General features: G+C 51.0%; 23 protein-coding genes. 16 read left to right on the top strand and 7 right to left on the bottom strand.

The features are described 5' to 3' along the window. Nucleotides 1–85 precede the first annotated feature (85 nt). The gene (locus AC6RNO_RS29315) at nt 86–1189 is read left to right on the top strand and encodes an AbrB family transcriptional regulator (protein WP_488437385.1); all 1104 of its coding nucleotides are present in this window, start codon (nt 86–88) and stop codon (nt 1187–1189) included. Here the strand turns inward: AC6RNO_RS29315 and AC6RNO_RS29310 are convergent. From AC6RNO_RS29310 to AC6RNO_RS29300, 3 genes are all read right to left on the bottom strand, one after another. Next, complete coding sequence (locus AC6RNO_RS29310; protein WP_488437386.1) at nt 1170–2045, bottom strand: LysR family transcriptional regulator; 876 nt, start codon at nt 2043–2045, stop codon at nt 1170–1172. The genes AC6RNO_RS29315 and AC6RNO_RS29310 overlap by 20 nt on opposite strands. Nucleotides 2046–2272: 227 nt before the next feature. Then, nucleotides 2273–3184: an SDR family oxidoreductase gene (locus AC6RNO_RS29305; protein WP_474685504.1), complete on the bottom strand. Its 912-nt coding sequence runs from the start codon at nt 3182–3184 to the stop codon at nt 2273–2275. 373 nt (nt 3185–3557) lie between these two features. Further along, nucleotides 3558–4199, bottom strand: a complete 642-nt coding sequence (locus AC6RNO_RS29300; RefSeq protein WP_497107647.1) for an NAD(P)H-dependent oxidoreductase — start codon at nt 4197–4199, stop codon at nt 3558–3560. Between the two features lie 360 nt (nt 4200–4559). On the opposite strand from AC6RNO_RS29300, the gene AC6RNO_RS29295 reads away from it, so the two are divergent. The 4 genes from AC6RNO_RS29295 to AC6RNO_RS29280 all read left to right on the top strand — a co-directional run bounded on the left by AC6RNO_RS29295 (nt 4560) and on the right by AC6RNO_RS29280 (nt 9681). Further along, complete coding sequence (locus tag AC6RNO_RS29295; protein WP_497107646.1) at nt 4560–5429, top strand: sigma-70 family RNA polymerase sigma factor; 870 nt, start codon at nt 4560–4562, stop codon at nt 5427–5429. 195 nt (nt 5430–5624) lie between these two features. Further along, nucleotides 5625–6278, top strand: a complete 654-nt coding sequence (locus AC6RNO_RS29290; RefSeq protein WP_497107645.1) for a hypothetical protein — start codon at nt 5625–5627, stop codon at nt 6276–6278. 545 nt (nt 6279–6823) lie between these two features. Continuing rightward, nucleotides 6824–7603, top strand: a complete 780-nt coding sequence (locus AC6RNO_RS29285; protein WP_497107644.1) for an EcsC family protein — start codon at nt 6824–6826, stop codon at nt 7601–7603. Nucleotides 7604–8448: 845 nt separating this feature from the next. Then, nucleotides 8449–9681 (top strand): FAD-dependent oxidoreductase, encoded by a 1233-nt coding sequence (locus tag AC6RNO_RS29280; RefSeq protein WP_497107643.1) that lies wholly within the window; start codon nt 8449–8451, stop codon nt 9679–9681. Between the two features lie 104 nt (nt 9682–9785). On the opposite strand, the gene AC6RNO_RS29275 is transcribed toward AC6RNO_RS29280, so the two are convergent. Next, nucleotides 9786–11222, bottom strand: a complete 1437-nt coding sequence (locus tag AC6RNO_RS29275) for a pectate lyase family protein (RefSeq protein WP_497107642.1) — start codon at nt 11220–11222, stop codon at nt 9786–9788. Nucleotides 11223–11237: 15 nt separating this feature from the next. Continuing rightward, nucleotides 11238–12512, bottom strand: a complete 1275-nt coding sequence (locus AC6RNO_RS29270; RefSeq protein WP_497107641.1) for a right-handed parallel beta-helix repeat-containing protein — start codon at nt 12510–12512, stop codon at nt 11238–11240. A gap of 386 nt (nt 12513–12898) precedes the next feature. Between AC6RNO_RS29270 and AC6RNO_RS29265 the strand changes: the two genes are divergently transcribed. Both AC6RNO_RS29265 and AC6RNO_RS29260 read left to right on the top strand, forming a co-directional pair. Then, nucleotides 12899–14068: an ABC transporter permease gene (locus AC6RNO_RS29265; RefSeq protein WP_497107640.1), complete on the top strand. Its 1170-nt coding sequence runs from the start codon at nt 12899–12901 to the stop codon at nt 14066–14068. A 14-nt stretch (nt 14069–14082) separates the two neighbouring features. Beyond that, nucleotides 14083–14691, top strand: coding sequence for a TetR family transcriptional regulator (locus tag AC6RNO_RS29260; RefSeq protein ID WP_497107639.1), 609 nt, complete (start codon nt 14083–14085; stop codon nt 14689–14691). 319 nt (nt 14692–15010) lie between these two features. Here the strand turns inward: AC6RNO_RS29260 and AC6RNO_RS29255 are convergent, their stop codons facing one another. Further along, nucleotides 15011–15616, bottom strand: a complete 606-nt coding sequence (locus tag AC6RNO_RS29255; protein WP_474685493.1) for a GNAT family N-acetyltransferase — start codon at nt 15614–15616, stop codon at nt 15011–15013. Between the two features lie 328 nt (nt 15617–15944). On the opposite strand from AC6RNO_RS29255, the gene AC6RNO_RS29250 reads away from it, so the two are divergent. Together AC6RNO_RS29250 and AC6RNO_RS29245 are read left to right on the top strand one after the other, a co-directional pair. Continuing rightward, a complete protein-coding gene (locus AC6RNO_RS29250) occupies nt 15945–16205 on the top strand; it encodes a DUF3886 domain-containing protein (RefSeq protein WP_497107638.1) in 261 nt (86 codons plus the stop codon). 776 nt (nt 16206–16981) lie between these two features. Next, nucleotides 16982–17914 carry a polysaccharide deacetylase family protein gene (locus AC6RNO_RS29245; protein WP_497107637.1) on the top strand — a complete coding sequence of 311 codons (933 nt, stop codon included), beginning with the start codon at nt 16982–16984 and terminating at the stop codon, nt 17912–17914. A 67-nt stretch (nt 17915–17981) separates the two neighbouring features. Here AC6RNO_RS29245 and AC6RNO_RS29240 read toward each other — a convergent pair whose 3' ends face one another. After that, nucleotides 17982–19766 carry an ABC transporter substrate-binding protein gene (locus tag AC6RNO_RS29240; protein WP_497107636.1) on the bottom strand — a complete coding sequence of 595 codons (1785 nt, stop codon included), beginning with the start codon at nt 19764–19766 and terminating at the stop codon, nt 17982–17984. A gap of 146 nt (nt 19767–19912) precedes the next feature. On the opposite strand from AC6RNO_RS29240, the gene AC6RNO_RS29235 reads away from it, so the two are divergent. The 7 genes from AC6RNO_RS29235 (at nt 19913) to AC6RNO_RS29205 (ending at nt 25916) form a co-directional block, all read left to right on the top strand. After that, a complete protein-coding gene (locus AC6RNO_RS29235) occupies nt 19913–21418 on the top strand; it encodes a DUF4153 domain-containing protein (protein WP_497107635.1) in 1506 nt (501 codons plus the stop codon). Nucleotides 21419–21532: 114 nt separating this feature from the next. After that, nucleotides 21533–21865 carry a hypothetical protein gene (locus AC6RNO_RS29230; protein ID WP_497107634.1) on the top strand — a complete coding sequence of 111 codons (333 nt, stop codon included), beginning with the start codon at nt 21533–21535 and terminating at the stop codon, nt 21863–21865. Between the two features lie 314 nt (nt 21866–22179). Further along, nucleotides 22180–23403, top strand: coding sequence for a hypothetical protein (locus AC6RNO_RS29225; RefSeq protein ID WP_497107633.1), 1224 nt, complete (start codon nt 22180–22182; stop codon nt 23401–23403). Between the two features lie 405 nt (nt 23404–23808). Continuing rightward, nucleotides 23809–24156 (top strand): hypothetical protein, encoded by a 348-nt coding sequence (locus AC6RNO_RS29220; RefSeq protein WP_474685487.1) that lies wholly within the window; start codon nt 23809–23811, stop codon nt 24154–24156. A 306-nt stretch (nt 24157–24462) separates the two neighbouring features. Continuing rightward, nucleotides 24463–24867, top strand: coding sequence for a hypothetical protein (locus tag AC6RNO_RS29215; RefSeq protein WP_474685486.1), 405 nt, complete (start codon nt 24463–24465; stop codon nt 24865–24867). A gap of 13 nt (nt 24868–24880) precedes the next feature. Continuing rightward, nucleotides 24881–25537 carry a hypothetical protein gene (locus AC6RNO_RS29210; protein ID WP_497107632.1) on the top strand — a complete coding sequence of 219 codons (657 nt, stop codon included), beginning with the start codon at nt 24881–24883 and terminating at the stop codon, nt 25535–25537. A 100-nt stretch (nt 25538–25637) separates the two neighbouring features. Further along, the gene (locus AC6RNO_RS29205; RefSeq protein WP_497107631.1) at nt 25638–25916 is read left to right on the top strand and encodes a DoxX family protein; all 279 of its coding nucleotides are present in this window, start codon (nt 25638–25640) and stop codon (nt 25914–25916) included. The last annotated feature ends 56 nt before the right edge of the window (nt 25917–25972 follow it).

The following is a 25972-nucleotide window of genomic DNA, read 5'->3' as shown; positions in this document are numbered from 1 at the left end:
ATGCATGCTGCGTATGGATATTGGCAGAGTGTGCCGCCGTACAATTCCGGTTTGAATTACTTGTCCTGTGAAAGAAGGTTGCTTCATGTTCGGATTGACCGGCATTAAAAAGATGCATGTATGGCAAATCGTCAAAACGGTTCTGATTGCCAGTATAGGAGGTTCCCTTTTTACGATTTTGCATTTTCCGCTCGCCTGGATGCTAGGGCCGCTTGCAGCGGTTCTGGTATGGCAGGTTGCTTTTAAGAGTAAGTTATACTGGCCGACAGGCTTGCGAAACGGGGGACAAATGCTTTTGGGATACAGCATGGGGCTGTCGTTTACCGCAGAGAGCGCCCGGCAAATAGCCGTTTCGCTGCCCTCTATGGCCATCTCCACCGCCTTGCTGACCGGTTCCAGCCTGGGATTGGCTTTCTTTATAGCCAAACGTACCGGAATCAGTCTTCCGAGCAGTATCATGGGGTGTATTCCCGGAGGGATTTCGCAAATGGTTCCGTTAAGTGAAGAAATTGAAGGTGCGGAACCGACAATCGTTACGTTCATGCAAACAATCCGGATGCTGGTGGTTACATTTATGGTGCCCTTTGTCGCTGTACACGGTCTGGCCGCTGCAGCCGCTGCGGAGGACGGTTCCCGGCCGCAAGCGTACAGCATCCTGTCAATCTCCGGCACTTCATGGTTCATGCTACCCGTCGCAATCGTGCTGGTACTGCCGGCAGCCATTTTCGCCGTAAGGTTCAAATTTCCGAACCCTTGGCTGATCGGACCGCTTATCGCTTCCGCCGTTATCTCGGCGTCCGGCATTGCCCTGCCGCACTTGCCGCAGCTTGTTGTCATTATAGCGCAGCTGTGCATCGGCATCTATCTTGGGCAAGGCATCAAGCTCAAGGCGTTAAGCGGCTGGCGCCGTCTTCTTCCTTACAGTCTTGCCGGAAGCGTTCTGCTTGTAGGCATGACGCTGGCGATCGCGTACATGCTGAGCCTGACCCAGCCGATCAGCTTTGTAACGGCGTTTTTAAGCATAGCGCCGGGCGGCTTGCCGGAGATGGGGGTTACGGCAGCGGCCATTCATGCCGACGTTTCAAATGTTGCGGCCTATCAGCTGTTCCGGGTATTCTTCGTTTTGTTCATCATACCGGTTGCGTTAAAAAAAATATTTCGCCGGCCCTTTAACCGAGAACATTCTTAAGATCATTACTCATAAAATCAACAAATGCTTTGACAACCGAAAATTCCAACGAAGCATTGCGATAGATAAGCATCGTTTCTCTAATAATCGGGTCGCCGTTTTTGGTCCGGAGATTGTGAACGAACAGCGACTTATGATTTTGCAGGCTCATGCTCGGAACGATTCCGTAGCCCATCCCGCTGTTGACCAGTTCGACGCAAGTTTCGATGCTGTCGACCTCCATTGTAGTAAGGGGCGGTACCGAAAATCTTTCCATCCACCATTTTTCGATATCTTGCCGCAAGCGGGAATCATTAATGACGTAATTGATTTTCGGAAGGCTCGGAAGATCATGGAGATCGATCGGTTCTTTAGCGATGAGGCAGAGGGGCTCGCTGGTCAGCAGCAGCGATTGCTCCGACCAACTGTGGTTTCCTCTCAGGATGCCGAGATGCACTTCTTCCTTCTGGACATAGGACAACACTTCGGGGCTTAATCCGGTTTTCACATTGATTTCCACTCCGCCGTACTGACGGACAAAGCTTTTGAGCAGCAGCGGCAAATAGTAACGTGCGAAGCTTGCGGAAACGCCGAGCCGCAATGTGCCTACGACCTGATCGTTCATATTCAAAATGCGCTCCTTGGTCCTTCTGAGCTCATGCAGCATTTGCTCCGCATATTTGACCAGGTATTCGCCCTGGGGAGTAAACTCCACACCCGTTTTGCCTCGGGATACGATCTTGGCGCCGAATTCCTTCTCCAACTGCTGTATGCGGTATGTCAGAGCCGGCTGGGAGATGTAAAGCTGCTCCGCAGCTTTGGTTATATTTTTTTTCAAATATAATGTTTTCAGAATGATCCAGTCTTTTTCTTCCATTGGTATGCTCCTGCCATAAAAATAAATTATAAAAATGGACGATAACCATTTAAAATTATTATGATTAATTATACAGGAACAGCCGGAAAAATTAAATACTCCAACATACCTTGTTACGCTAAACTGCCTGATAGCGCAACGCGGCTGCCGATACATACCCGGCAGCCGCGTCATCACAAACAGTTCGTAAGGACCATACACATTCTACAGAACGCTTGAGTTCGGTATTAGCGGTAACCGGAAGCATTCGCCGGTTTGCCTGCTTCCTGTACTTCTACAAGATACCGCCAGCAGTCTGGCTGTGAGCCATCAAGATCATAAAAACCATACACTTGTGCGAGCTCGCCGCTTGAAACAGAGCGACCGTTCCATCGGGCAACTTCCGGATCTCCGGCTAGCGCGGCAACGGCACGCCCTACAAAACGGGGCGATTCCGAGATGATGAAATGAGGTTCCTTCGCAGTCGCGTCACGCCAGCTTTCTTCCTTAACACTAAAGTGATCAAGCATGATTTCAGAACGCATCCAACCTGGAGTCACTGCTACTGCAGTGCATGTATATGGCGAAAGTTCATGGGCTAAAGACTGAGCCATACGAATGACAGACGTCTTGGCCAGATCGTAGAACAGGGATAGACGGTAGTTTCTATCGTTGTATTCTGCCGTGCCGTCCGTTATCTCAATGGCCAGTCCATTCTTTTTTCGGATTAAAAGGGGGAGCGCAAAGTGACTGGTAATAATATGCGTGTCAATCGCAAGCCGAAGCATGCGAAACCCCCGGTCAAGGGAGTGCTCCCACACGGGCACGTTCCACTGCGTCAAATATTCAGCTCCCCATACATCGTTGACCAGGATGTCCAGTCCTCCTTGTTCATTCTCAATGCGGGCAATTAGAGCCTGTACCTGATCAGGATCCAGATGATCCACTTGAACCGCTATTCCTCGACCGCCCGCATTACTTACAAGTTCAGCGGTTTCTTCAATAGTTTCAGGGCGATTGTACTCAGAACTTTGCGTCCGTGTCGTACGTCCTGTCACATAAACAGTAGCCCCAGCCGCTCCTAATTCGATAGCTATTCCTCTGCCGGCGCCGCGTGTCGCACCTGCCACCAAAGCTACTTTTCCATTTAAAGGTTTCATCGTTTGTTACTCCTTTCATTGATCTATCACCCACTATAAACCTTAAGTATGTCAGCTTGTGTCATAGTAATTGAAGGTTATTCAAAATCGCATTGGTAACAGGAGCTAGCCGGGGGCGGAAACTCGCTGCAGTGATGAAAGTGCTCCGGGAGAGAACTTACACAAAAGACAAGCGTTTCAAACGATAAAAAACCCCAGTTCGACTGGGGTTCAGGAAAGTGATAAGATGGGAGCCGGTCTGGCAACCGCTGCCACTTGCACATCGTGGAAATCTGTTCTAAATTTCATACAGAAATTGTACTGATCTCGTAAAATCGAAAAATAAGTATGAAAATTCGAATAGAATCGTGCCTAGACATGTCTGTCTAATTCGTTAAAATCTTCGGGCAACCTCGCGCGCTTGTTGAATCGCCTTTTCTTTTATCGCAGGCTCTTGCTCGGGTTTCGCGGCCATGCCTTCAACAAAAATCCCTTCGAATCCAGGAATTCCAACGAATTCCATAATGGCCTTCAGGTGACGGTGACCCATTTCTAAGTCCGCATCATCTGAGCCCGGTGACAAGAAGCTTCCGCTAGCTTGAATGTGAACTGCTTTTTTATTACCCAGCAAGCCAACCCGGCCGACATCCGGTAAATATTTGAAAGTCTTGCCTGCAACGCAAATGGAGTCGATATATGACTTCATGACGGGTGGGTACGAATAGTTCCAAATCGGAGTAACAAATACATATTTGTCTGCGGCCACAAATTGGTCCACCAGCTCACTAAGACGGGTTAGTTTCATTTTCTCCGCTTCGGTCAAATTTTCAAATGCAGTACCTGCTTGCAGCTTGCCCCAACCGCTGAAAACATCGGCATCAAGTTGAGGTATATCGATTTTATACAGATCAAGATGGATAACTTCATCATTCGGATTTGCAGATCGGTAAGCCTGTACAAACTCATTACCGACTAACATGCTGTATGATTTTTCATGATTGTGCGGATTTGCTGTAATATATAATACTGTTGTCATATTGGAAATACCTACCTTCCCTTTGTATGAAAAGCGATTGCCTACCGTAATTTTTGCGATCTGTCTTGCGGAGACGTTAGGGCGACATTATGATTGCATGTGAAACACTCCTTTATTTTTTGATAAGAGCCGATTTTGGCTCCTTACTATGCTGACGAATGGACCCTCGGGATCTGTGACAAATAATCGGCGTCGTGTCTCTCGTCACATTGTCCGGATTTCATTCGTCAGTATTTATGGAGGCTTTTTTAGCGGAACAGCATTCTTATTGGCGAATAAACCTACCTCTAAACGCGGTCGCTCTACTTCGAAAGACTTCGATAGAGGTTTATCTCATTTTTGTACAAGGGAGTATGAGTGATGAGCGAATTGGTTCGGCTGGCTAATGAATTCGAAGCACACAGGAATCACCTTCAGGCAGTGGCTTATCGTATGCTCGGGTCATTGAGCGAAGCGGAGGACGCGGTACAGGAGACTTGGCTGCGTCTTAGCCGTGCGGATGCAAGAGGGATAGAGAACATGGGAGGCTGGTTGACCACCGTTATCTCGCGGATTTGTCTCGATATGTTGCGGTCGCGAAAAGCTAGACGTGAAGAATCAATAGAAACACACTTGTCCGAGACTTTCGCGAGCCATGAGAATATGATCGATCCTGAACAAGAAGCCATATTGGCTGATTCTGTCGGTATTGCTTTACTAGTCGTGCTCGGTAATCTGAATCCTGCGGAACGGATCACATTCGTGCTGCATGATATTTTCAACGTGCCTTTCACAGAGATTGCACCAATTGTGGGGAAATCGGAGACCGCTGCAAGGCAGTTGGCGAGCCGGGCACGCCGCCGCGTTCGCGGGGCAAAGGCAATGCCGGAAGTCGACTTTGCTCTCCAACGCGAGGTTGTCCAGGCTTTTCTTGCTGCGGCGCATGCAGGCGATTTTGATGCTCTTGTCGCTGCGCTCAATCCGGACGTTGTACTTCGAGACGATCGCCAGACCGGGTCTTCAAGGGTAACACGAGGGGCGGTCGGGCTGGCAAAACAAGTTTCGGGACGTGCACAAACCGCAGCACAGCCGGTCCTCGTGAACGGAACAGTAGGAATCGTTGCGGCTCCTCGAGGCAGGGTGCTCTATGTGCTCAAATTTACGATAAATCAGGGAAAGATTACCGAGGTCGACTTGATCTCCGATCCCCAGCGCATAAGCCGGCTTGATCTGGCGGTGTTGAGCGATTGAGCCGGTTGTAGCACGGAAGCAGATATTGCCTAGTATTACGCTATTTTGCCTGTTACTTCAACGACAGAATCCGTATTTATCATCATATCGGTCGTATACAGACTGGATTAGGTCTTTATAGGGCTTGTCCCGGTCCGTATCTTCTCGATTCAAATGCCACTCCTGGAGTTGTCAAACAACTTGCAGAGTGATGGAATGGAAATGAAAAAAATATTAGCTTTTGCATTATCTCTTGTCTTCGTTTTTACTAGTGTTTTTTCTGCATCAGCTGCTTCACCTGAAAAAGAGAATCCTTTGGGTGATCTAAAAGAAGGAACAACGGTAATTCAACATGACGGTTATACCGAAACAGTTACAATAAAAATTTATAAAAATCAGGAAGATATTGATCGTGTCTTGACTGAAGCAAACAAGAAAAAGAAGGATATACTTGATAAAAACGCTAACAGCTTGCCACTGTCTGGTACCGATGTGGATTACAGTTTGGGAGGGAATAACTGTAAATATGAATCGAGTAATTCAAAAAGAGGATGTGCGTATGTTTCTGGAACATATACGGTTGGAACATTGAATAGCCATTTAGCAACAACGGTAATTGCTCAAGGTGATTATCCTTCAAAAGCAAAAGGACAAGTGGAAATCACTAGATATGGATTCGTGGGTGGTAGTCAACTGATTACTGCTACAAATACTTATACTCAAAGTAATTGGTCGAATGATGTGGCTAGCTTTGCCGTAGATCAATCTTTTACAGGACTTGTCTTTTTATCTGTCATTTATCACAGAGGATTATTTGAGTGGAACAACAATGGATCTGTTGTAGAATGGTCCGCTGAAGTTAAACAGTAAGAAATAAAAAAGAGAGATTCACTTGATATTGTGAGTCTCTCTTTTTTATTTTTTTTTATATAAATAATTAAACCCACGACAAGTATTGCTAATATTCCCAAAAACAAAAATATGTTACTCCAGTGAATAAACAATTAATCCCCTCCTTTCCTCCAATTTATTCCCATTACATCAGAATTATAACAAAGTAAACATAAATGGGGTAGTTCCAACGAAGTCCTTAGCATTAGTTTTCCGTATTTTGATTGCCCTTCTCAGATACAACTTCCTTTGAAATTCACTGGACTCTTTCTGTTTCTTTATCAGCAAAGACGCAATCTGTTCCTTCGTCAGTTTATAAATGAGAAGTCGTGTGCGAAATTTTTGTAGCGTCCGAGATGCACTTCGGGAGAGTACTGCCATTTCCTCGGGCTGGAGGTAGTGCGCGACCACGGGAAGAGAAAGTTTCTATCAACATATATGCGTTGTGATGTCAAATATTTTGAACTGAATTTGAAGATCGGGAGCGCCGTATTGTATACTGTCGGTAATAAACAAGGGCATGGATGGTGAAGCTGGTGGCAGCCGATTTTACGTTGTACGAAGAGCAAATGATCAAAAAGCTGAAACGCTGGGAAATCAGGCTGCACAAGGCGCCGGGGTTGGTGGAGAAAACTTCCAGATCCGTCCAGACGCGCATAAACAAGATGATACCGGAAAAAGTGCACCAGACGATTACAGTAACGGTGAAAGGCATCGTTCAGTCGACTTTATTCGGAATGAATTTCATTCCGAGCCATGAACCGATGTTCGGTTCGACGCTGGCCGAGAGCGATGCGAAAGCCGAAGAGCTGCTGTCCCTTTACAAAAAGATCGCCGCCGCCGAAGGCGCCGGTACGGGAGCGGGGGGGATACTGCTCGGGCTTGCGGATTTTCCGATCCTCATCGGCATCAAGATGAAGTTCCTGTTTGAGCTGGCCCACGCTTACGGTTACTCGACGCGGGATTACCGGGAGCGCCTGTTTATTTTGTATGTGTTTCAGCTTGCCTTCTCGAGTCAAAGCAAAAAGCCCCAGCTTCTGGCCGCGATTCACGGCTGGGACGATATAGCGGTGGCGCTGCCGCCGGCCGCGTCGTACACGGATCATGTGGACTGGCTGCAACTGCAGCAGGAATACCGGGATACGATCGATTTTCGCAAAATGCTGCAGCTTATTCCCGGCATCGGGGCTGTCGTGGGAGCATGGGCGAATTACGGGCTGTTGGAGGAACTGGGGGAGGCGGGGATGAACTGTTTTCGCATCAGAAGGCTGCATGATAAAGAGAAGTTATCCGGGGGAGATTGACGACGGTGCGGCCAGCCGTTCGTTAAGCGGCTCGGGAAGCCGGTAAAACCTGCGAAAAAGCAGGTTTTTTTGTTGGGAGCGGCTCGTTTCGGGGAAAAACCTGCGATTGTGCAGGAATTTCCGCTCAAAATGGGTCCGAGCCCATGTGTTCGATGAAAAGCCTGCACATTTGCAGGAATTTTCCGTTGTCAGCGTATGAACGAGCAAAAAGCTGCACTTTTGCAGGCTTTCCCCGCGTTGCTAAAGCTGGTGGCTCTAGCCTGCGAGTTGCTCAGCAGCCTGACTTTTGCAGTTTTTGCCTGTTGCGACATGGTCGACCGACCGCCGACATGCGGTGCAACACCGCGCGCTGAGGGCTGCGTGCGGTGCGTCAGCCCTCAAGCCAGGGTGGGCAGTTTGAGCCTGGCGTAAATCGGGAAACGGCCAGGCGTTGACACTGACAGTGACGCGATGTAGACGGTGGCGGTGGCCGGAATCAGGGCATTTTAGTGATTTACAACACAAGCTGATTGGTTATATAATAGTGCTAAACCGATGATGTGATTTTTTTCACAACCTAACCTGCAGACCGTCGATTCGGCTGTGACATCTGGGACGGCGGGTTTTCAGCCAGACGCTTGGCACACACAAAAAGGTCGACTGGGGAACAGCCACGGGGTATTTTGTGATAATTTTCACATTCCAAAAACATGCAAGAGGCGCAAACAAGTCCAGCATTTGCCCTCCGTGCATCCAAACACATGATGGATTGCTGCCAAGTCAAAGCGCATCCTTTTTGCCGCTTATGCATGTTCTTTTTTTCACAAACTATTGGTTAGTCAAAAAGAATCGGAGGAGTGGTTGTTATGAGCACAAAGCTCAAAGTTGTCATTCTCGGAGCGGGTTACGGCGGGATTGTGACGGCGATCAGGCTGCAAAAGAAAATCAGGTCTGGCGAGATCGTAGTGACTCTCGTCAACAAGCATCACTATCACTACATCACAACGCATCTGCACATGCCGGCGGCAGGCACCGACCACCATGACAATGCGCGGGTGAGCATTGCGGAGCTGATCGATGAAAAGAAGGTGCAGTTTATTAAATCGACGGTCACCCGAATTATTCCGGAGGAGAAGCAGGTCGTACTGGAAGATCGAACTTTATCGTACGATTATTTGGTCGTCGGGCTGGGCAGCGAAACGGAGACGTTCGGCATCCCGGGAATGAAGGAGCACGCCATGTCGATCAAAAGCATCAACAGCGTCCGCTTTATCCGCCAGCACATCGAGTACATGTTCGCCAAATACAAAATGGAGCCGGAGCGCAAAGATTATTTGACCTTTGTCGTCGGCGGAGCGGGCTTCACGGGCACCGAATTCGTCGGTGAGCTGGCCGACCGTGTCCCCGTGCTGTGCAGGACTTACGATGTGAGCCCGGCGCTGGTTAAAATCATTAATGTGGAGGCGTCGCCGGTCGCCCTTCCGCCGGGTATGCCGGCCGACCTGGTCGAGTACGGAATGGACGTTATGCGCCGCAAGGGCGTCCAATATAAGCTGTCGACTCCGATCAAGAAGTGTACGCCGGAAGGCGTGCTGCTGGGGGACGGCGAGTTTATCCGGTCGGCGACCGTGGTATGGTCCGGCGGGATTCGCGGCAACTCGCTGCTGGAGTCGGCGGGTTTTGAGGTGCAGCGCGGCAGGGTCAAGGTGGACGAATACCTGCGCTCCTGCCAGCACCCTGACGTATTCATCGTCGGGGACTGCTCGCTCGTGATCAGCCCGGAGGGCGCGCCGTATCCCGCCAATGGGCAGATCGCGGTGCAGCAGGGCGTAAGCGTGGCGCGCAATCTCATCCATTTGGCGCGGACGCGGCCTTTGCAGCCTTTTGCATATGATTACAAGGGAACCGTAGCCACGCTGGGAAGTGGGGAAGCGATCGGGCTGTTGAAGGTGAAAAAGGTCAAAGGCCGCCTGGCCGCACTTTTGAAAAAAGTCATTGACGCCCGGTATTTGCTCATGATCGGCGGCGTGCCGCTGGTCTGGAAAAAGATGATTTTCAAGCAAAGGTCGCTGACGCGAAAAGATCATGTCTCGGGCTGAGGGGAGCGACGGAACGGAGCGGAGCGGCGAAAACAAGCAAAGAGCTGCGCTTTAAGCAGCGGGGCTGCCGAAAGGCGCAACTCTTTGACGATTATTTCACCTGATTAATAACTCGTCAGCAGCCAGTTTTGCTTGGCCCAGCTCAGTTTGCCGGCGCCCGACCCGTTGGAAGCGGTAAGTCTCGCTTTTAGCGTGGAAGGATCGCCTGGCGTATAGCTGTAAGGCAGAGTGCTGAATTTGTTCCAAGAGAAAGCTTTCACTGCCGCAGGGACAGGAGCGAGCGGACTGCCGGATGTGTCGCTGCTGCCTCTGAACGAGGAGCCGTCCAGGGAGTACATCGTATCCAGCGCGCGGATTTTGCCTGTGTAGCTTGCGTTAGACGCATCCGCCTGATTGTTGCGGATCGGGAACACGACGTCGATGATTTGCGACTTCTCAACCAGTACGGCTCCGTCCTCGGTGGAAATGGCTCCGTTGCTCGTAATTCCGAAATGGTAGCCCTTCGAGCTTATCGCCGATTCCATGGCGGAAGTTATTTTTTTGCTGGCAGCCCGTGCTCCGGCGCTATCCATAACGATATTATAGGCGTGCACATTCCCCCCTCTGAGGCGAGGCATGCGGTCCTGAACGTCCTGATAATAGTTGTGGTGCAGCGTAACCTCAAGGTCCGCATTGTCGGAGGCGAATTCGGTCGAACCGACGAGGTGGCCTTTCTTTTGTGACGCTGCGATAGCGATAATATCGTTCTTGCTCAGGCCCACGGCGCTGCTTCTCAAGTAAGCGTACATCGGATAAGCCGATTGATTGGCCTCCATCGCATTGATTTGCTGCGTTACCCAACTGTTCGAGCTGCGGTCATCCGCCTTAAAAGTGGACCAAGAAACCGTAACGCCGCTGCTTCCTTTTTTCACATCGAGCACGCCGTCGTAAGCTTTGTTGAACGTGCAGTGGTCGACCCACACTTTGCTTGTTTCTTCAATCGTCACGTAATCCCAGTCGTTTTTGTCGTAATTGCCTTTGGTCGATTCGTCCCACTCCCACAGCTCGTCGAATTCGAGGTTGCGGATAATGACATTGGAGCTGCGTTTGATCGTAATGGCCCCATGCTTGATCTTCGCGCCGTTCGCGGAAAAGATCGTCAAACCGTTGAAGCTGTCGATGGTCAGCTTGCTGACGCCGGTCGTTTTGAGCACAGGATGCGTAAGGGCGCTGTTATGCGCGCTGAAAGGAGAAGTTTTGGCTGCCGACGGAAGCTCGTTCCAGCCCAGACTCAGGTCGTTCATAATCTCGACGACTTTGACACCGGAACCTTTCTTGAGCGCAGCGGCCAAATCCGTCGCATTGTACACTTTTTTGTAGCGCGAATCCGTTTCGGCGATATTGCCGCCTCCTGCATTGCCGGCCGAGAAGCCTGTCAGGTCGTACTCGTTGGCGGCTGAAGCATTCAGCGGAGACAGGAGTACTAACGAGATGGCAAGCAGCAGCGACAACATTAACGCCGTATAAACTTCAATTCTTTTTCCCAATTTCAAAGTATGCATGTATGTCCTCCTCGATTAGTGGCCTGCCGCGCCGATATCTGTGCCGGATGGCGTACCTGAGCCGATCAGATCGCTTCCTTTAGCCAGCTTCAGGAAATTCCCGAGATTCGGGGAACCGTCCGCGTTGCGGGACAGAGAAGGCGTCAAGCTGACAAAGTCGGCGTCGCTGGCAACCAGCCCTTTGGCATTCGTGCTTTTGCTGGATTTCCACCAAACATTCGTGCTTTGCACGTCGGTTCCGCTCGTTTTGTCGCTGGCCCCGCCTTTATAGGACAAATTGTTGCTGAACTGGTGCGTGCCTGCGTCAAAGGCAAAATTGCTCTGGCCGTTGTCAAACGACGTATTGTTTTTGAGCGTGATCGAGCCCGGATTGCTGTTGTAGGTGAAGCCGTGTTTTTTGTTTTGATACGCGATGGAGCCTGTGACGATGTGATTGACGGCAATTTTATCGCCGCCCAGTTTGAAGCCGTTGCCGTCGCTGTTGCTCGTCGACTGGCCTGACGAAGTTTGTCCGTTATGGTGCGCGATGCTGTTCTTGATCGTTACCGGGCTGATCGCGCCGGTTTCCTGCTTGGCGAAGAGATCCCAACCGTCGTCCGTATTGTAAGCCGCAATGCATCCGTCAAAAACATTGCCCGGTCCGACTGTCAGCTTCGCCGCGAATCCGTCGGCATCTTCCCCGTTGTCCGGGTCGAAGTTATCGTGGGAATAGGAATTCACGATTTCGTTATTGCTTGGCCACTCGTTTTTGGGCGCTGTGGAATTGTACCTGCCGATCTGCAGGCCCGTGTCCCGATTGTGATGGACATCAACATTCTCAACGCGGTTGTTGTTGCCCGCGACATAGATGCCGTTATCAGCCGAGCCTTTAACTTCCAGCCCTTTGATCGTCCAATAGCTGCCGTTGATCTGCAAGCCTCTGGCGTTCTTCGAAACGTCGGAAGAATTATAAGGCTGCGAGGAAAAATCGAGCACAGGTTTTTCCGAGTTATAAGCCACGAGTTGCTTCTTGGCGCTTGATGTTCCGTTGTTCGTCCGTTCGATCGTAATTTGCGTCGAGTAAGCGTAGGTTCCACCGCGCATGTAAATGATGTCGCCAGGGGCTGCTTTGGCAATGGCTGCCGTCAGCGTAGTCGGGCTTGCGAGCGTTCCCGCATTGCTGTCCTTGCCGTTAGGCGCCACATAAATGTTGGTCGCAGCCGAAGCCATAGGCGCAGGGGCCATCACTGCAACTGCAAGAAGTGAAGATAAAACGACTGCCGGGGTTTTTACGAGTTTCTTTTTTTCCATATAATCCACATCCTCCTAAAAATAAATGGTTTTATACACCTGCATGTCCGAGTACGGCCGCATGCCGCTCAAACGCTTTCATAAATCACCGCCTTTGCAACTTTGGAATTTTGTGGGCTTGCAAGTTCAGGTATACCGAATTCCGCGGATTGCTGCAATAATCATTATGTTATTGTCTTGTTTTTGGCTTGAAAATACTGGCTTTTTTTGTGTCTATAATCAATTTTTAAGAAAATAATCATTACATAAGACGTTGGTAAAAAGGCCATAATTTTCTTGTTCTATTGCCGATTGGATGCAGAAGTCCTTGCTTGACACCGCTGATTTTAATGTGATAAATTTGGTTGTGTCAAATTAATCAATCGTTTAATTAATAGGGGGAGCACATGAAACACGCATTATCCTTACTGATGAAACATCCGGCAGCCAAAAGCGCCATTCTGACAGCGCTCATGTTTCAGATTATTTTCTGCGTCATTTGGATGACGGGATACAGAGGAGTAACGGACAACGTCAATCATCTTAAAATCGCCTTGGTCAGCGAAGACTCAGGAGTGGGTCAAACGATCGCCGACAAGCTGAAGGAGCAGCTGCCTTTTTCCGCGGAAAAAGTCGAATCCCGGCAAGCCGCCATGGATAAACTGGAAAACAGAGAGGTTCACCTGGTTGTGGCGTTGTCCGCGGATTTCACCAAACAATTGCAAACTCCGGGTCAGCAAGCGAAAGTTGAATATTATATCAACGAATCGAATCCCCAGATGATCAAGAGCGTCATGCAGGGAGTAACGGCTGTTATTACGGCGAACGCCAATAAAGAGACGGTGGCGGCGGGGGTACAAGCTGCTCTCGGCCAACTGCAGGTGCCTGCTCAACAGGCTCAAAATATGGCTCAGGGATTATCGGAAAAGGTGATGTCCGATACTCATTCCCTGCATCCGGTTAACGGGATGAATAATCAGATGCTGCCGATGATGATGTTGCTGGCTTCTTTTGTCGGCGCCATGATTATGCAGTTGAATATGCAGCAAGCCGCCATGGCAGTAGGCGCACGCGCGGGCAGATGGTCGATCTTCGGGGCTCGGGTGGTTATCAATCTCGTGTCTTCACTGATCATATCGGCAATCGGCTCCGCATTGGTGCTGGCGTTCGGCGGGCAGAGCGAAGGAGGCTATGTATCCATTTGGCTGTTCCAAAGCTTGTTCCTGGCCACCTTTATGTTCTACTCCCAGATGTTCCTGCTGTTATTGGGAATGCCCGGCATGCTGCTTAACATCATCAGCCTGTCGGTCCAGCTTGTCACTTCGGGAGCTACGATTCCAAGAGAGCTGCTGTCCGGATTCTACCATGGCATAAGCGATTATTTGCCGGCGACCTATGCTGTTAACGGCATGATGAACCTGATTTTTGGAGGCCCGTCCGTCGGCTATTCTGTTGGCATGCTGTTCCTGGCAATGGCAGTTTGCTTGAGCGTAAGCGTCCTTGCGGTTATGCTTAAGAAGTCAAAGCCTGCAATGAATGAAGAAAGGTTCGGCCATAAGGCTTCAAATCCGGCTTAGAAAGGAAGAGGCTAGTGAATCAAGGCGAACTCGCCGCCAAGCAAAGAATACTCCAGGCCGCCAAAATGCTGTTTGCCAAACAGGGCTTCGATGCGACAAGTATTCGCCAGATTTGCGAAGCGGCAGGAGCCAACACGGCTCTCGTGTCTTATCATTTTGGCGGAAAGGAACAGTTGTTCAAAGCCATCTACGAATACTATTACAGACCGGAGAGATATGAGCTCTTTTATCAATTAATAGGTGATCCCGGCGCTGCGCTGAAGGCTTTTATTAGCTCTATTGTTGGCTACCGCTTTGAAGAGCCGGAGCTGATGGTGATAGCCTCCCGGGAGATGACGACGCGCTCCAAACGTGCGGAGATGATACGCGGGCATTTGCTTCCGATATGGGAACTGCTGCAGCAAATTCTGGAGGAGGGCCGGAGGCTATCTGTTTTCCGGTTCGAATCTATGGACTATGCCATGACAGGCATTATGGGAATGGTGTTTTTTCCTCCCAATACTATGGTGGTGGAACCTTTGCTTGAAAAGCCCATTACATATGAGGATATGTCCAAGTATATAACGTTGTATGTCTTCCGGATGCTTGGAGTCCCGGAGCATGCCGGAGGAGATCCGATATGAGCCGGATCGGTGCAACGCCGCCGCGCTCCATCGGGAAAATCAAGCTTGCGCTTGTATGAGGCCGCCTGTGACCGCCTGACGGGCAGCCGGCCGCAAACGACCGCGCTGCTGCCCAAGTCCAGGGCCATCTTGCCAGGCTCCAACTCCACGATTGATTGCGGATTGCCGAATTCGATCCTGATCCCCGATGGGAATCGGCCGGAACGAAAGTCAGTTTCTCTGACGAGCGGCTTCATGTTGCGTTATCCCGGAAAGTTTACATCGTTAACATTTAACGGAATGAATGGGCAAGGTAGTAAGGGGGTTCGAAAAATTCCGCTCATCGCAAGATGACATTCCCTAAATCGGATGAATTCCGGCCAATTCGCGAAACCTTTCCTCTTGTGAGAACATGCAATAACTCGCCGTTGCACTCCTCGAAATCCCCTGCCAAGCCCCTTAGTTCACGATCGAATACAAAGCCCAGCTTTTTTAAAACTCCCAATGACGCTGTATTTTGTGAATGGGCCTTAGCAAACAATCGGTCTAATCCAATAACATCGAAGGCATAGGCTGCCAACGCGGCGGCTGCTTCAGCTGCATAACCATTACCCCAATAATCACGGCCAATCAAATAATACAATTCTTTATCAGGAGCAATGAAATCAAGCACACCCACACCGCACCAGCCAATGAAAGCGCCTGTTGCTTTGCTTCGAATCGCAAATGAGTATTTAAACGGCATGTCGAAGGGGGTATTGTAACTGTCGATTAGCCACTTGAATAGTCCTTTATATTCTTCAGATGACAAGACGCCCATATGCATATAAGTAAACAATTCCGGGTTTTGCATCAGCTCAAACGATTCCATCAAATCATTTTCAATATAAGGACGAATGATCAGGCGCTCCGTTTCCAGGCGCATCGTAGTTAATTCGGTTTGCATCTCGGTTCCCCTCTTGTCTGTATTGTTATAATACGGGCGGTTTACCACGAAATAAGGGTGCTCGGTTCGTTACATGTAGAAAAACCTTTGGGGAGCATTTTTAAGACTTGTACGTTTCTGTGCGAAATCCGGCATTATCTCTTAGCGTAATCTGCAACCCTTGAAAGATGCTATGGATAGTTTGATTTTAATCGAAGTTACCATCTGGATAAGATCATGCTCGACTGCCATTTAGCGGGATAAGCTCCCGATATGGTTCTGGGATAATTATATTTTATACAAAGTGCTGAAAGCAGTATAATAGGGGATAGAAACAGAGGTGAATGCAATGGTAAAGAAAAAACGGCCCCAGGCTTCTCCCGAGCCTGCTGCCCAGGAGAAGCCGGCTATGCTCAAGGATTTGCTGCGACCGGACGTCGTGGATCGGCTGAAGGCGCAAGCGGACGCAATGAAAGCCGAGGAAGCGGAGCGCAGAGAAGAATCCCGCAAGCAGGCTGAAGCAGCGCGCAAAGCGGAGGAGAAGCGGCTCGAAAACGACTTCGAGCATTTGCTGAACAAGAGCAGCCTGGACTGGCGCAAACATAAGTAAACCCGTTCGTGCGGCAATGTCGAACGGTGGCGAAGCGGACGGCACACCATCGAGAGGCAGCTTCAGACTGTTGAGAACCCCCCCGCGTCACTATCGATAGCCACAAACTGCCTGGTCGCACGAAGAAAACCTGCAAAAATACATGAATTTGCGTCCCTGATCGCTGCCTACGAAGAATTCCTGCAAAAGTGCAGGCTTTTCAGCGGGGACATGGGCTCAGGTTCACTTTCAGAGGAAATTCCTGCACTTTTGCAGGTTTTTCGCCAAAATAAACCAATTCCACGGGAAAAACCTGTACTTTCGCAGGTTTTCTCCCTGCTAAGCTGCCTTGTCCTACCACTCCAGCTCCGCAAACCGTGAAGGGGTGGCGTGGTACACACCAGCTCCGCAAACTGTGAAGGAGAGGCGTGGTACACACCAGCTCCGCAAACTGTGAAGGAGAGGCGTGGTACACACCAGCTCCGCAAACTGTGAAGGAGAGGCGTGGTACACACCAGCTCCGTAAACTGTGCAGGAGAGGTGTGGTACACTCCAGCTCCGTAAACCGTGAAGGGGTGGCATAGTAGGGGGGAAGAACGGCTGTACACCTCTGCCGCTTATGAACAATCTGAAGCTGCCTCGCGAAGAGGCAGCTTGAATGGAGGACCGCCGATGAACCAGGCGCGGCCTTGGATTCGATTCGCAATCATGCTGGCCATGATTGCGCTTACTGCCTGCGGCGCGGGCGCACAGCCCGCGTCGGAAGAGGCGGCGCGGCCTGAAGCNGAGGACCGCCGATGAACCAGGCGCGGCCTTGGATTCGATTCGCAATCATGCTGGCCATGATTGCGCTTACTGCCTGCGGCGCGGGCGCACAGCCCGCGTCGGAAGAGGCGGCGCGGCCTGAAGCGCCGGCCTCGCCGCAAGCGGCAGGCGCCGCGCAGGCGGTTCCCGCCGGGCAGCCCGCCGCAGCCGCACCGGCGGCATTGCCGTCGGCGCAGCCGGCCGCGGCCGGCGCGGAGCCGGACCGCGCGGCGATCGCCAGCCGCTACCGCGCAAGCGTCCCGGCCCGCTGGGGCGAGCATGTGCCCGGCGTGATGACGCGGCTGCGCACGCAGGACAAAGTCATCGCCCTTACGTTTGACGCCTGCGGCGGCAAGGAAGGGAGCGGGTTCGACAAGAAGCTGATCGATTATCTCGATCAGGAGCAAATACCGGCCACCTTGTTCATCAATGCAAGGTGGATCGACGCCAACCCGGACGCGTTTGCGAAGCTGGCCGCCAATCCGCTGTTCGAGATCGAGAACCACGGCTCCGAGCACCGGCCCTTGTCCGTAACCGGGAAAGCCGCTTACGGGATCAGCGGCACGAAGAGCGCGGCCGAAGCGTTCGACGAGGTGCAGCGGAACGAGGACAAAATCGAGAAGCTGACAGGCCGCCGCCCTTTGTTTTTCCGCTCGGGAACGGCTTATTACGATGATGTGGCGGTGCAGATCGTCCAGGATTTGGGGTTGCGCGCGGTCAACTATAACGTGCTGGGGGACGCAGGCGCTACCTACAACACGGAGCAGGTGTACAAAGCGCTCATGAAATCGCAAAACGGCTCCATCGCGCTCATGCACATGAACCACCCCGAGAAGGACACCGCAAAAGGGGTGATGAAAGCCGTGCCGAAGCTGAAAGAGCAAGGCTTCACTTTTGTCCGGTTGGCGGATTACCCGCTGGAATAACCGTGGCGGTGACCGCTCACTGTCTGCGGCTGCACTTCAACGCGTGCCCGGGAATCGCCCCCTGCGCTTACGTAAACCAAAGATCGCGAAACCGCACCCAGCCGAGCGATTCCAGCGATATCCCCCGGATCGCCGGGTGGAACGCGGTTTTCAGGTGCTTGCGGTACAGGAACAGCAGGTTGTGCCTTTCTTTGAGTTCGGCTTCGATTCGCCTGAAGATGCCGGCCCGCAGTCCGGCGTCGGGCTCCGCGAGAATCAGCCGGAGGCTTTGCTCCAGCGTCGTGCGCACGTCCGGCAGCGCATGCTGCTGCATGCTTTTGTACAGATCGATGAGCCGCAGCTCCCGGTGTTCGTCGAGCATGACGGCAAAGAGCAGCAAATCCGCCGCCATGCGGGCTTCGCCTTTGAACTGCTCCGCGGGAATGAGCCGGATGTCCAGCGCAATTCCCGATTGGGCGCACACCTGCCGCACAGCCTCGGCGTCGGCTTCGTACTGCGGAATCGTCGCCAGCGTCAGCGTTTCGCCGCGGTACCCGGCGGCTTCCAGCTTCCGTCTGATCTCTGCGGGGTCCCTGGGGGTCTCGCGCAGCCCGGTATCGTGCGAATCCGGCCAAAAGCTGTCCCCGTATTCAATAACATCTCCCGACAGCCGCTCCAGCAGCAGCGCCCGGTCGATCGCAAAGTCAAGCGCCGCGCGGATTGCCCGATTGGCGAGCGGCCCGCTTTTCAGCTCATTGACGGTTATGAATTTGCAGGTCATACCCGACTGGCGGACTTGCTGCCACTGATCGGCGTTCATATCGGACATCCGCACATTGTGCATCACCTGAAAAGATTGCCACTGCTCCGGATGGCCGCGCTGCTCTTCTTCCGTCAGCGTCCACACCTCCACCCGGTCCAAAAACCCCCGTCCCTGAAAATAAGGGGCGAAAGCTTCCAAAATCCAGACTCCCCGCTCCTGCCCGGCAAGCCGAAAAGGGCCGGTGCCGACAGGCGCTGCGCCAAACTGCCCGCCGGCCGCCTCGCCAACGTCCCGGGGCACAATCGAAGCGCGATTGGTCGTCAGAAAAGCGAGAAAAGCTTCGTTGCGCTCCGCCAGGAGGATGCGTATCGTCGTATCATCGGGCGTCTCCATTGACTCGATTCCCGCATAGGCCCAGCTGTACAGCCCGCGCGGCGCAAGCTTTTGGAGGCGTTCGAGCGAATACTTCACGTCTGCGGACAGCATCTCGCGGTTGTGATGGAAGAGGACGCCTTTGCGCAGATAAAAAGTCCACAATGTCCGAGTATCATCGGTTTCCCACGCATGGGCAAGGTGCGGAACAATCGCGCCGCCCTGCGAATCCATCCGCACAAGCCCGTCGAACAGCTGATTGACAAGATGGGATTCGCCCATGTAATGGATCGCTGCGGGATCGAGAGAATGGATCGTCTGCGGCAGCGGGAACCGCAAAATATCCGTCCGCCTGTACCCCTGAACCTCCGAGCGAAAGCCGAACTGGCCGGACAGCCACTCCTGAAACTGCTCCCGCAGCACGGAAGCTTCCTCCACCGATTGCAAAAGCTCTAGCGCCGAGCGCAAATCCTGCTTTTCGACCATCTCCTGCGCTTCCTGCAGAGCAATCTGCTCCTTACGGGCCAAAAAGACCATCTCCGAGCGGTTTCCCCGCCCCCTTTTCGGCGTCCATGTCAGCCACTGCTCCTGGCTCATCCGTTTCAAGAGCATGACCATATTGCGATGGGTACAGTCTAGCAATCGCGCAAGCTCCTCAATGTGAGTATCGAAAGGCACTTCTTCATGGATGTGCGGAAAAGAGCGCCTCAGCGCCAAATAATGCCGCCGTATTTTCATCTTCTTTGCTCCCGTCGGTCTGCCGTTTGTAAAACATGAAATTTCCCTGGATAAACTTGCACTTTTTCTTCCTATTTTCCAGGTTACAATAAAAGGGAGAAATAAACAAACCGTTCCACTTAAAACGAACACGGGAGTGAAAGTGCATGAGAGATCCGGCGCCATGGCAAAAAAGGTACGGCAGACTGCTGCTGCTGTCCTTATTGTTCGGTCTGGTCAGCCAGTATTTGTTTGTCGGCAAAGCGGCGGGGGTATCCGTCATTTTGTTTTTGCTCGGTTTTTACGGCATCTTTTTTTACGCGGTCAAGGGCAGAATCGGCGGCTTCGAAAAGTGGCGGGGGCAGGCTCATTCGGGCTGGATATTGCTCGTTCCGATCGGATTGCTCGCGTTCACGTATGTTATGTTCGCCAACGGCCTTTTTCGGGCGCTGAACGGGATCGCCTTGCCGATTCTGATCGTCGCCCAGACGATGCTGCTGACCCGCAGCGGTACGCATCCCTGGTACCGGATCGGATTTGTGCAGGAAATCGTACATCAAAGCGTCGTGAAGCCGATTTCCCATATTTCCGCTCCGTTCGGCCTGATCCGGGATATTGCGCCTTCGAGCGGCAGACCCGATTCCACTTTGGGCAGGCTGCGCCAGGTCGCCTTCGGCTTGCTGCTCGCCGCGCCGATTCTGGCCATCGTGATTGCTTTGCTTGCATCGGCGGATCAAATCTTTTTCGCATGGGTATCGGAAATTCCCGATTGGTTTGCCGGGGTCTCGCCAGGCGAAGGGATCGTGCGTACCGGCGTAGCCGGCGGCCTTGCGCTGTACACGTTTTGCTACATATGGGGATTGTTGTTCCACAAATCGGACGATCGGGCGGACGGCGTTGCCGCCACGCTGGAAAAAAGGGAAGAGCACGAGCTGAATGTATTTGCGCTCAGCCCTGTGGCGGCAGGCACTTTGCTGCTAAGTGTGAACCTCGTATACGCGCTGTTTGCGGCGATTCAGTTTTCTTACCTGTTCGGTGCGGCCGACGGTTTGCTCCCTGCGGGAGTCGCTTACGCGGAATACGCGCGCAGAGGTTTTGCGGAGTTGGTTTTCGTATCGCTTATCAACCTGGGACTGCTGTTCGGCGGGCTGCATCTCGTTCGCTCGGCAGGCGAGTGGGCGGAACGAATCCGCAAGCTGCTGCTGAGCCTGCTGGTCGGCTGTACCGTCGTTATGCTTGTTTCCGCCTACAGCCGGCTTTCCTTGTACGAGGACGCTTATGGTTTTACAGTGACAAGGCTTTTGGTTCACGGATTTATGCTGTATTTGGGCGTGCTGCTTATCATCGCCTTTGCCCGGATTTGGCAGGAGCGGTTGTCGCTGTCCAAAGCGTACGTCTGCGTATCCATTCTCGCTTATTTAACGATCAACTACGCGAATCTGGATGCGCGCATTGCGGAGGGCAACATCGAACGCTACGAACGCACGGGTGCGATCGACTTCCCTTACCTGGGCGAACTGTCCACGGATGCGCTGCCCGCCCTGCTGGAACTGCAGTCCCGGCATCCGGATCTGGCTCCGCTGAAGAATGCCGTCGCCAGCATAAAAACCCGCTCCGCAGACGAGGGGCACTGGCCGTCCTGGAATTATTCGAAACAACGGACGTCGCGGTAAAATTGTTTAACCGGCCTTTACTCACTGGAGCGGGAAAGGGCATCCCAACTGGCTGACCACAGTCGGGATGCCCTTTCATTTGGCCGTTCTACGGCCGGTGCAGCAGGTCGCGTTATGCAGCTCGGCAGCGGTAGCGGCGGCAGCCCGGAAACCGACGCCCAGAGCCGGATCGCCCATCTGCTTGACTGCCTGGCTGCGCGAAGAAAACCTGCAAAAATACATGAATTTGCGTCCTTGATCGCTGGCCACGAAGAATTCCTGCAATTGTGCAGGCTTTTCATCGAGCGCAGGGGCTCGGACTCATTTTCATCGAAAATTCCTGCACTTTTGCAGGTATTTCACCAAAATGAAACATTTTTACAGAAAAAACCTGCACTTTCGCAGGCTTTCTCCTTGCCAAACCACCTCGCATGCCACCAAACCAATCGTCCGGCGATTACTCGGTGATAAACCCTGGGCGGGATGAATGAAAGCGCCTCCCATATCTTGATTTTTAAGCTCCTGCAGTTGGGATTCGATGACTTGCTACGACATGCCGTCGTTCCATACCCATAGAGGGGGGACGAAATTCTTGCCCGAGGATTTGTATCGGGTAACGCCGCCTACGGCGTTTGCCAAATACTGCCTACTGTATGTACAGTACCAGGGGGAGGTTCGGATAGCACGCCGAAACAAGTTTTTTTGGCGAGCGTTCCATTTCCAAATCTAAAGAAACTTTCCAGTGGAACCTACGTCTAACTTGGCAAAGGAGAATGATCAGGATGAACAAATATTTAACTTTGCTGTTGGCCGCAGATATAGCTCTTCTGTCCGGTCCGCAGTACACCCGGGCAGAGCAGGCGCTTGCCGCGCCAAGCGATATGCCTTATGTTACCCTGCTTGACGAATTTACGTTGTATGCAACCAACAAAACAAAACCGGATGAGGCAATCGGCTCGCTAAGCGCTCTCCAATCCGTCCGGCTTGCTCCGATCGAGAGCGACAAGCTGCTTGGCATTACGCATCAGGATAAGGTGAAGGTTGTGACGTGGCTTGGCGAAGCATGGATTAACTTGAAGGAAGGCGCGTACAAGTACGGCCAACTGGAAGTTCGGGAGCAAACGCTGACTTTGCTTGAACAGGAAACCCCCATTTACGATTCGCCTATGAGAACAACCGAATATACACTCTCGCCGCAAAAGGTGCAGGCGGTTGCCTCCATCGATGCGTGCGATCCATACACCCCTTGTTATTCGAAAGATAAGTGGTATTTGATCCGAACCTCGTGGATGGGAGAAAAATGGATTCGTCCCTACCATTATGCCGAGAAATATGTAGGCATTCCGGTGGACGGCATGATAGCTATCGCACAGGATAGCGACGTGTACATGCTTCCCTTCGAAAAGTCGTTGACTGACGAGCCGAAGCTGACTCCTCAAGTGGTGAAGCCTGTTGCGAAATATACTCAGCAGTCGCGAATGGTCCCTCCAAGCGTCTGGTATCAGATCGAAACCCCGAAGGGACTTAGATGGATTCATTCGGATGACGCTTATGGGCTTGGAATTGAAGGGGTGGAGCGGGTCGACCTTAAACTCGACATTCCTGTCCCGTTCCAATATTTCCAAGTCCCTTTCTCCTCCTATGCGGAGCCGGCAGGGCAGCAGCAGCCGCAAACCGTTCACGCGATCGGCAAAAGAGAAGACTGGTACTTCGTTCTGGCGGACGGCTCCGGTAAATGGATCAACCCGGCCAAAGAAATCTCGTCCCGATTGACCGGGGATTTCCAGAACGATGCAAAGCTCGGGGTGAAGCTGAGCGATGCCCGCCTCGAGCTGACCGAAGCGTCGATTGCACTGGATATACCCTATGTGGATAACTCGCCCACGAACGACGCGCTCACTTTTACGCCGCAAACCGTCACCGCTTCACGCGTCTGGAAATCCCCTAACGGGGAAACGTGGTACTACATCCACACCTGGCAGGGCGCCAAATGGGTGCGGCCGTAAGCGAGTCGGAAGGAACCGGCCGAAAGGCACGCAGAAATTTTAAAAGGGCTGCCTTCAAGGCAGCCCTGAAATCATTATTTGTGTACAACGGGGGTCCAGACCTCGCACTGGTCAGACAGGGAACGAAGGTGTACCATTGGGTTGTGCCACCTTTCTTGTTTGCATGGTTAACCCTTTTTCGGAAGTGTCAATTAATATTCATAAGCACCCTATTCTGACGTTATTTAGGGATCCTCTGACGTCAGTTTGAGGTATAATAGTTCATACTGACAAGAATAGAGGGGATTAAGTTAGCTGACAGGATAATGGAGATGGACTGAGGAATATTGAAAACATGAAACATATACATACTCAACATCGTCTTTAATTAAGCGAAGAAATTACCCTTACGATGGAAGCGATCCCATGAGCAGAGTGAAAAAGTCCACGATTCTTTTATTATTACTGCTTATCTTTGGATGTTCGAGTCGGCAGCAAATAGAAAATGCCCCTAACGACTCATGGTCACACATTCGAAGTATAGCTTGGGCTCAGGTGTCTAAAGAAGAACAGAAAACAGTTCTAGGCAACTGGAAACAAGCAGAAGTAAAAGAGGTGAAATGGAACGATGTTCCCACTAAGCTAACAGATAAAGAGCCAGAGAAGATACTGAAAGTGACTTTTAAAACTAAAAATGATGGAATGGTTGGGCCTATTGGCATATATATAGACCCCAAAACAGACCAAATTGTAGGTTATGATGCCAGAAAATAATAACTCTAATGGGTTGGAAGTCAAGCTTCTAACCCTTTTTTTTATGATCGTATATTGTGCAAGAGAAACGCAGGAAATTGGAAGCAGATTGAGTGAAGTCTACCAATAGATAAATCGCCGCTTTTATTATTTAGCACAATCTTTATTCTCAGTACATCAGTAGCAGCTGCAGCACCGTACTATATCTATCAGACTTACAACTCTCACCATGCACATTTAAACTTTAAATTTGATTCTACGATAGACTCTTACGGGTACCATGATATTGCAGGCGCAGGATCTTATGCTTATGATTCTAGCAGTAATGTGGAAGCTTATTACTCACCAAATGCATCAAGCCCAGGGTCAGACTTACATTTAAAATGGTATGGGGTTAATAATACTGCGGTTACTTGGTATGGCATGACCTACCATTACGCCGGCATTGGGGCAGTCGATATAGGTTCTGGTGATTATGAAACCAAAGCAAGCATTCCATTTTATCATTACTCCGGATACGATGAAGTAAAATTGAATAAATATATGATGGATAAAATTGATTCATCCAAGCAGTATGAAACAGCTGCCCATGAAATGGGACATGTCTATGGCCTTCACCATGATGATCTTAGTAAAACAACGAATCCAACAATTATGATGCAGTATGACTGGCTTGGAAGTAAAGTTCCTACATGGTGGGATTTTGCCAAAATCAATACTCTATATCAATAAGGGGCGTGATTATATGAAAAAAAATACAAAGTTAGGAGTTACAGCTATTGTCATTGCTGCTATCTCCGCCTTTGCCATCTCTAGCGAAACGATAAAGAGTAAAGCTTCAAATCTCCCAGACTTTACTTTAGCTTCGAATTTTGAGTCAGACGGTAATAAAGTTAGCATATCAGAGGGGAAGTCCGAAGCATACCCAACTCTTGATGAACTTGAAAAACATGCAGAAGTGATAGTAAAAGGAAGAAAACTATCCGGGCGTGAAGTTCTTACAACTACAGACATTGGTACAATTGATGATTTATATACCGAATCGTCAATTGAAATTGCACAGGTTTTTAAAGGAAATCTACACAAAAAAGAAACTATTAATGTCGTGGAGCCTGTTGGCACTTTCAAAGGAGTCATCTCTTCTTATGAAGGGTATAAAGGAATGGCTACTGGAAAAGAATACGTCTTGTTTTTATTTAAAGATCCCCAAAATAATCGATATGGCATTGTCGCTATAAATCAAGGAAAATACTCAAGTGATGGCTCTATTGAATTGTACTCTGAAGGAAATGATCAGCCTGAGTACAAGAGGATTGAGAAGTTCACAAAATTAGTGAAAGACAAATACTCAAAAGAATCAAGCAAAGATTCAGATTCTGTAACCGACAGCGTATATAAATAATAACGAACCAGAGCCGTTGAAAATAAACAGGTCACACATTTGGTAATAAAATACTAGCTTGTGACCTGTTTTTACATGACTGAATTTTATCAAAATACATGTGGACAATTTTGAGCGTTTAAAATTGCCCCAATGGTTCCGGGTATTTACCGGGCTGGTTGAACTGGTGGGCGCGATCGCCGTCATCGTCGGCATTTGGACGCCCAGTTGGGCGGCGTGGGCCGGAATTTTGCTGGCCGTCACGATGTTAGGCGCCGTAGCGGCTCATATTCGCGGCAAAGATCCCGCGGGGCAGACGGTATTCCCGCTCGTTCTGCTGATTATCGCCGTCGCCGTAACTGTCATTCATAGTTCCGCGCTGGCGAGCTTCCCCGGCTGACGGCGGCCGCCGCAAACAAGAAAGAGACCCACAAGCAACGGGCTTTGTGGGTCTTA

This window comes from Paenibacillus sp. sgz302190 (assembly GCF_059820445.1).
The sequence above is the reverse complement of the archived record's forward strand: the minus strand, read 5'-3'. Positions and strand labels throughout refer to the sequence as shown.

What these genes read in the sequence shown, in the direction of transcription:
- AC6RNO_RS29315 (WP_488437385.1), top strand. Translation starts at nt 86, where the DNA reads ATGTTCGGATTGACCGGCATTAAAAAGATGCATGTATGGCAAATCGTC.
- AC6RNO_RS29310 (WP_488437386.1), bottom strand. Translation starts at nt 2,045, where the DNA reads ATGGAAGAAAAAGACTGGATCATTCTGAAAACATTATATTTGAAAAAA.
- AC6RNO_RS29305 (WP_474685504.1), bottom strand. Translation starts at nt 3,184, where the DNA reads ATGAAACCTTTAAATGGAAAAGTAGCTTTGGTGGCAGGTGCGACACGC.
- AC6RNO_RS29300 (WP_497107647.1), bottom strand. Translation starts at nt 4,199, where the DNA reads ATGACAACAGTATTATATATTACAGCAAATCCGCACAATCATGAAAAA.
- AC6RNO_RS29295 (WP_497107646.1), top strand. Translation starts at nt 4,560, where the DNA reads ATGAGCGAATTGGTTCGGCTGGCTAATGAATTCGAAGCACACAGGAAT.
- AC6RNO_RS29290 (WP_497107645.1), top strand. Translation starts at nt 5,625, where the DNA reads ATGGAAATGAAAAAAATATTAGCTTTTGCATTATCTCTTGTCTTCGTT.
- AC6RNO_RS29285 (WP_497107644.1), top strand. Translation starts at nt 6,824, where the DNA reads ATGGTGAAGCTGGTGGCAGCCGATTTTACGTTGTACGAAGAGCAAATG.
- AC6RNO_RS29280 (WP_497107643.1), top strand. Translation starts at nt 8,449, where the DNA reads ATGAGCACAAAGCTCAAAGTTGTCATTCTCGGAGCGGGTTACGGCGGG.
- AC6RNO_RS29275 (WP_497107642.1), bottom strand. Translation starts at nt 11,222, where the DNA reads ATGCATACTTTGAAATTGGGAAAAAGAATTGAAGTTTATACGGCGTTA.
- AC6RNO_RS29270 (WP_497107641.1), bottom strand. Translation starts at nt 12,512, where the DNA reads ATGGAAAAAAAGAAACTCGTAAAAACCCCGGCAGTCGTTTTATCTTCA.
- AC6RNO_RS29265 (WP_497107640.1), top strand. Translation starts at nt 12,899, where the DNA reads ATGAAACACGCATTATCCTTACTGATGAAACATCCGGCAGCCAAAAGC.
- AC6RNO_RS29255 (WP_474685493.1), bottom strand. Translation starts at nt 15,616, where the DNA reads ATGCAAACCGAATTAACTACGATGCGCCTGGAAACGGAGCGCCTGATC.
- AC6RNO_RS29250 (WP_497107638.1), top strand. Translation starts at nt 15,945, where the DNA reads ATGGTAAAGAAAAAACGGCCCCAGGCTTCTCCCGAGCCTGCTGCCCAG.
- AC6RNO_RS29245 (WP_497107637.1), top strand. Translation starts at nt 16,982, where the DNA reads ATGAACCAGGCGCGGCCTTGGATTCGATTCGCAATCATGCTGGCCATG.
- AC6RNO_RS29240 (WP_497107636.1), bottom strand. Translation starts at nt 19,766, where the DNA reads ATGAAAATACGGCGGCATTATTTGGCGCTGAGGCGCTCTTTTCCGCAC.
- AC6RNO_RS29235 (WP_497107635.1), top strand. Translation starts at nt 19,913, where the DNA reads ATGAGAGATCCGGCGCCATGGCAAAAAAGGTACGGCAGACTGCTGCTG.
- AC6RNO_RS29230 (WP_497107634.1), top strand. Translation starts at nt 21,533, where the DNA reads ATGCAGCTCGGCAGCGGTAGCGGCGGCAGCCCGGAAACCGACGCCCAG.
- AC6RNO_RS29225 (WP_497107633.1), top strand. Translation starts at nt 22,180, where the DNA reads ATGAACAAATATTTAACTTTGCTGTTGGCCGCAGATATAGCTCTTCTG.
- AC6RNO_RS29220 (WP_474685487.1), top strand. Translation starts at nt 23,809, where the DNA reads ATGAGCAGAGTGAAAAAGTCCACGATTCTTTTATTATTACTGCTTATC.
- AC6RNO_RS29210 (WP_497107632.1), top strand. Translation starts at nt 24,881, where the DNA reads ATGAAAAAAAATACAAAGTTAGGAGTTACAGCTATTGTCATTGCTGCT.